The following is a 4,811-nucleotide window of genomic DNA, read 5'->3' as shown; positions in this document are numbered from 1 at the left end:
CCCCTAGCGCCCCCGCTCAGCTCCCCTCGCCGTCGCCGAACGGGACGGCGGAGTACGAGCTGAGCTTCGCCAGCGAGTGCAGGCTGTCGATCGAGCGGATCGTGCCCGACCGCGAGCGCATGACCAGCGACTGCGTGGTGCAGCCGCCGGCGCGGTACTGCACGCCGCGCAGCAGCTCGCCGTCGGTGATCCCGGTGGCCACGAAGAAGACGTCCCCGCGCACCAGGTCGTCGATGGCGAGCACCCGGTCCAGGTCGTGCCCGGCGTCCAGCGCCTTCTGCCGCTCGGCGTCGTCCTTGGGCCAGAGGCGCCCCTGCAGCGCCCCGCCCATGCACTTGAGGGCGCAGGCGGTGATGATCCCCTCCGGGGTGCCGCCGATGCCCATCAGCAGGTCGACGCCGGTGCCCTCGCGGGCCGCGGCGATCGCTCCGGCGACGTCGCCGTCGGTGATGAACTTGATCCGGGCGCCCGCCTCCCGCACCTCCTGGACCAGCTTCTCGTGCCGGGGGCGGTCCAGGATGCAGACGGTCACGTCGGCGGCCGACACCCGCTTGGCCTTGGCCACCCGCCGGATGTTCTCGGCCACCGGCACGGTGATGTCGATGACGTCGGCCGCGATCGGCCCGGTGGCGATCTTGTCCATGTAGAAGACCGCCGAGGGGTCGTACATGGCCCCTCGGTCGGCCACCGCCATCACGGCGACGGCGTTGGGCATGCCCTTGGCCATCAGCGTGGTGCCGTCGATGGGGTCGACGGCGACGTCGTAGTGACCGCCGGTGCCGTCGCCGACCTCCTCGCCGTTGTAGAGCATCGGGGCCTCGTCCTTCTCGCCCTCCCCGATGACCACGACGCCGCGCATGCTCACGGTGCCGATCAGCGCGCGCATCGCGTCGACCGCGGCGCCGTCCCCGCCGTTCTTGTCGCCCCGGCCGACCCAGCGGCCGGCGGCCATGGCCGCGGCCTCGGTGACCCGCACCAGCTCCATGGCCAGGTTGCGGTCCGGCGGGGGGCGGTCCCCCCGACCGCCGGTGGTGGGCCGGGCGGCGGTACCGCCGAGCAGTGGTCCGTCGGGCAGGGGCAGGGACACGGGACCTCCTGACGACCGCCGGACGACGCTGTCGGCGGGGTGGGGGAGCAGTGCTGCGATCCTAGGGGCATGCCCGAAACCGGCCAGCAGGGTCAGCCCGGCGGTCCCGTCCCCCCGCAGGCCGAACCGACCGAGGTCCCCGCGTCGCCCGCCGTCGAGCGGCTGCAGCGTTTCACCGCCGCCAACATGATCCGGTCGCTGCTCCCGCTGGTGCTCGGCTGCCTGCTCGTCGTCGGGGTCACCGCGATCCGGCAGAACCCCGACGACCCCGTCCGGGAGGTGGACACCTCGAGCGCGGAGCGGGCGGTGTCCCAGCTGGCGAGCTACCAGCTGCTGGTGCCCCGGGGGCTGTCCGACGACTGGCGGCCGACCAGCGTGCGCACCGACGCCGGGCAGGCGTCGGCGGGGGACCCGGTGAGCCTGCAGATCGGCTGGCTCACCCCGGCCGAGGAGTTCGCCCAGTACGTGGTCAGCGACGACCCGGAGACGACCGCGCTCACCGACGTCCTGGACGACGCGACCGAGGACGGCACCCAGCAGGTCGGCGGGGACACCTGGCAGCGGCTGACCACCCAACGCGGGGAGACGGCGCTGACCCGCGCTGAGGGGACGGCGACGCTGGTGGTCACCGGCTCGGCATCCGACGACGAGCTGGAGACCCTCGCCGGCTCCCTCGAGCCCTACGCCCCCTGAGGGCCATGTCGGCCAACAGGGCCCTCAGGGGGCGGGGTCAGGCGTCGGCGGAGGTGGCGGCCAGGCGCTCGCGGGCCCGGTCCAGCCAGTGCTGGCAGATCTCGGCCAGCTGCTCGCCGCGCTCCCAGAGGCCAAGGGACTCCTCCAGCGTCAGCCCACCGGCCTCGAGCTTGCGGACGACGTCGGCGAGCTCCTCGCGGGCCTGCTCGTAGGTCTGGGTCGGTTCGGCGGCCGGCTCCGGGGTGCTCACGATGTCCTCAGCTCGCTCCCCCGGAACGCTCCGCTCCTCGCTCGTCCCTCGCTGCGATGCTCACGTTCCTGTCCGCTCACGTGTCCCATCCTGCCTGTCCACCCGCACCGGCAGCCGACCGCCGGCGACCCGCACCTGCAGCCGCTCGTCGTCGGCCACCTCGGCGGGGTCGCGCACCAGTGCACCGTCGGCGCGCTGCACCACCGCGTAGCCGCGGTCCAGGGTGGCCTGGGGCGACAGTGCCGCCACCTGCGCGCGGGCGTGGACGAGGTCCCGCTCCGCTCCCTCGATGCGGTGGGTGAGCGTGCGGGTCGCGCGACCGCGCAGCATGGCCACGTCGTCGGCCCGGCCGGTCAGCAGGCGCTGGGGGTCGGCCAGCACCGGACGGCTGCGCACCGACTCCAGCCAGCGCTCCTGCTGCTCCAGGCGGGTGCCGAGCAGGTGCCGTGCGCGGGCGCGCAGCCCGTCGACCAGCCGCCGCTGCTCGCCGATCTCGGGGACGACGCGGTGCGCGGCGTCGGTGGGGGTGGCCGCCCGGACGTCGGCGACGTGGTCGACCAGCGTGGTGTCGGTCTCGTGGCCCACGGCGGTGACCACCGGGGTGCGGGTCGCCGCGATGGCGCGGACCAGGCCCTCGTCGGAGAACGGCAGCAGGTCCTCGACCGACCCCCCGCCGCGGGCGATGACGATCACCTCGACGGTGGGGTCGGCGTCCAGCTTCCGCAGCCCGGCGATGACCGACTCGGCCGCCGTGGGCCCCTGGACGGCGCAGTTGTGCACCGCGAAGTGCACCGCGGGCCAGCGGCGGCGGGCGGTGACCAGCACGTCGCGCTCGGCCGCGCTGTCCCGGCCGGTGATCAGGCCGACCACGGCCGGGGCGAAGGGCAGCGGCCGCTTGCGCACCGCGTCGAAGAGCCCCTCGGCCGCCAGCAACCGGCGGATCCGCTCGATCCGGGCGAGCAGCTCGCCCAGCCCGACGGCGCGGATCTCGGTGGCGCGCAGCGAGAAGGAGCCGCGGGCGACGTAGTAGTCCGGCCGCGCCCGGACGACGACCCGGGCGCCCTCGGTGAGCTCCAGGCCCGGGCGGTCGGCGACGTCGCGGGGGCAGGTCACCGGGATCGACAGGTCGGCGGCCGGGTCGCGCAGGGTGAGGAAGACGGTGGCCGCGTTGCCGCGTCGGGACAGCTGCGCGACCTGGCCCTCGACCCAGACCTCACCGAGCCGGCCGATCCACTCGGCGACCTTGCGGGCGACGGTCCGCACCGGCCACGGCGACTCGGGCGAGGAGGGACTGGTCACGGCACGAGGGTGCCACTGCCGTTCCGGGAGCCGTCGATCAGCCGGGGTAGCCCGGGGCCGCCGGCAGTCCGAAGAACTCCTCGAGCGTCCGCGTCCCGGTGCGCTGCAGTTCGGTCGCCAGCGCGACGCCCACGTAGCGGACGTGCCACGGCTCGTACTTGTAGCCGGTGACGTCCTGGGCGCCGTCCGGGTAGCGGACGACGTAGCCGAACTCGGGACCGTGGGCGGCGACCCACTGGCCCTCGTCGGTGGTGGCGAAGCAGCTCTCGATGTCGCAGCCGCCGCCACCGACGTCGGCGGCAAGGCCGGTCTGGTGCTCGCTGTAGCCGGGCCGGGCGACCTGGATCTCGGCCCGCTCCTCACCGAACCGCGCGACCTGGTTGCGGAAGGTGTCCACCTGGTAGTCGTAGGAGCGGTAGGCGCTCTGCACGCTGATGCCCAGGCCCTGCGCGGCTGCGGCGGCGATCATGTCGTGCATCGCCTGAGCGGCCTCGGCCCGCAGCTGGCGGCCGCCGATGTCGACCAGGTCTGCAGGCGCGTGGTCCAGCGGGGCCAGCGGGCGCGCCTTGTCCACGACCACCCAGGTGCTGTCCGGGTCGTCGATGGACTGCTGGGCCCGGTCGAAGGTCGGCTCGGCCGGCGGGGTGGTCGCCGGCGTCGACGTCGGCGCGGGCGCACTGCTGGACGGCGCGGCCGAGCTCGAGGAGGGCGCAGCGGCATCGGCGGTCGGCGGGGGACCGGACGACCGGGCCTCCCGGACGATCCCGACGACAGCGGCCACCACGGCCAGCAGCACCACCGCGATCATGACGCGGCGCGCCCCGGACCTGTGGCGGCGTGCCGCCCGGTGTCCTGCGCGCTGGCTGCTGCTGGCCACCCGTCTCCCCGTGCTCGCTCGACCGGGCGGATCCCCGGATCGCTCAGGATCCTGGCACCACGCCCGGCTCCGGGGGTTCCGACGGGCGGGTCCCGGCCCGTCGCAGGTCAGCCGCGGTCGGCGCTGAGCTTCTCCAGCCGGTTCTGCAGCAGGGTCACGTACGGCGCCCGTGCCTGGGTGGCCCGCTCGTAGTCGAGCAGGTCGGCAACCGTCTCGATCGGGTAGCTCCGCAGCCGGCCACGCAGGGCCGGGATGCTGAACGCGTCGTACCCCTCGACCGGGCTGGTGGCCCCGGCCTCAGCCTTCGCCCCGGCCTCCGCGTCGGTGCCGCCGGCCGGCGCGTCCTGCTCCGGCGCGTCCTGCTCCGGCGCGTCCTCCGGCGCGTCGTGCACCGGCGCCACCAGCGGGTCGCTGGCGGCGCTGTCGGTGATGTCGCTGCCCGGAGTGACGCTCTCCGCCGCCTCCGGGCCGCCCAGGTCGACCAGCTCCTCAGCGGCGTCCTCCAGTGCCGCCACGTCCGGGTCGGCGTCGTCGACCAGCTCGGTCTGCTCCGGCGCCTGGTCCGCGGTCAGGTCGTCCAGGGAGGGCGCCGGAGCAGACCGAGC

6 protein-coding genes are annotated in these 4,811 nt (G+C 75.0%); 1 reads left to right on the top strand and 5 read right to left on the bottom strand.

Going from position 1 to position 4,811, the window contains the following annotated elements; all coding sequences use genetic code 11:
* Positions 1-16: 16 nt before the first annotated feature.
* Positions 17-1,087, bottom strand: coding sequence for a class II fructose-bisphosphatase (gene glpX, locus FHL80_RS24855; protein ID WP_281283570.1), 1,071 nt, complete (start codon positions 1,085-1,087; stop codon positions 17-19).
* Positions 1,088-1,156: 69 nt separating this feature from the next.
* Between glpX and FHL80_RS24850 the strand changes: the two genes are divergently transcribed.
* On the top strand, positions 1,157-1,780 hold the full coding sequence (locus FHL80_RS24850; protein WP_138735999.1) for a DUF4245 domain-containing protein: 624 nt from the start codon (positions 1,157-1,159) through the stop codon (positions 1,778-1,780).
* Between the two features lie 37 nt (positions 1,781-1,817).
* Here the strand turns inward: FHL80_RS24850 and FHL80_RS24845 are convergent, their stop codons facing one another.
* The 4 genes from FHL80_RS24845 to FHL80_RS24830 form a co-directional block, all read right to left on the bottom strand.
* Entirely contained in the window at positions 1,818-2,030 is a 213-nt protein-coding gene (locus tag FHL80_RS24845) for an exodeoxyribonuclease VII small subunit (RefSeq protein WP_138735998.1), read from the bottom strand.
* A 60-nt stretch (positions 2,031-2,090) separates the two neighbouring features.
* Positions 2,091-3,329, bottom strand: a complete 1,239-nt coding sequence (gene xseA, locus FHL80_RS24840) for an exodeoxyribonuclease VII large subunit (protein ID WP_138735997.1) — start codon at positions 3,327-3,329, stop codon at positions 2,091-2,093.
* Positions 3,330-3,366: 37 nt separating this feature from the next.
* Positions 3,367-4,137: a M15 family metallopeptidase gene (locus tag FHL80_RS24835; protein WP_138735996.1), complete on the bottom strand. Its 771-nt coding sequence runs from the start codon at positions 4,135-4,137 to the stop codon at positions 3,367-3,369.
* Between the two features lie 176 nt (positions 4,138-4,313).
* Positions 4,314-4,811 (bottom strand): hypothetical protein (locus tag FHL80_RS24830; RefSeq protein WP_439331115.1); only part of this gene is annotated, 498 nt, incomplete at its 5' end.

Origin of the sequence: Modestobacter excelsi (assembly GCF_005930495.1) — a bacterium.
GTDB lineage: Bacteria > Actinomycetota > Actinomycetes > Mycobacteriales > Geodermatophilaceae > Modestobacter > Modestobacter excelsi.
This window is presented reverse-complemented; position numbering and strand designations above follow the sequence as displayed.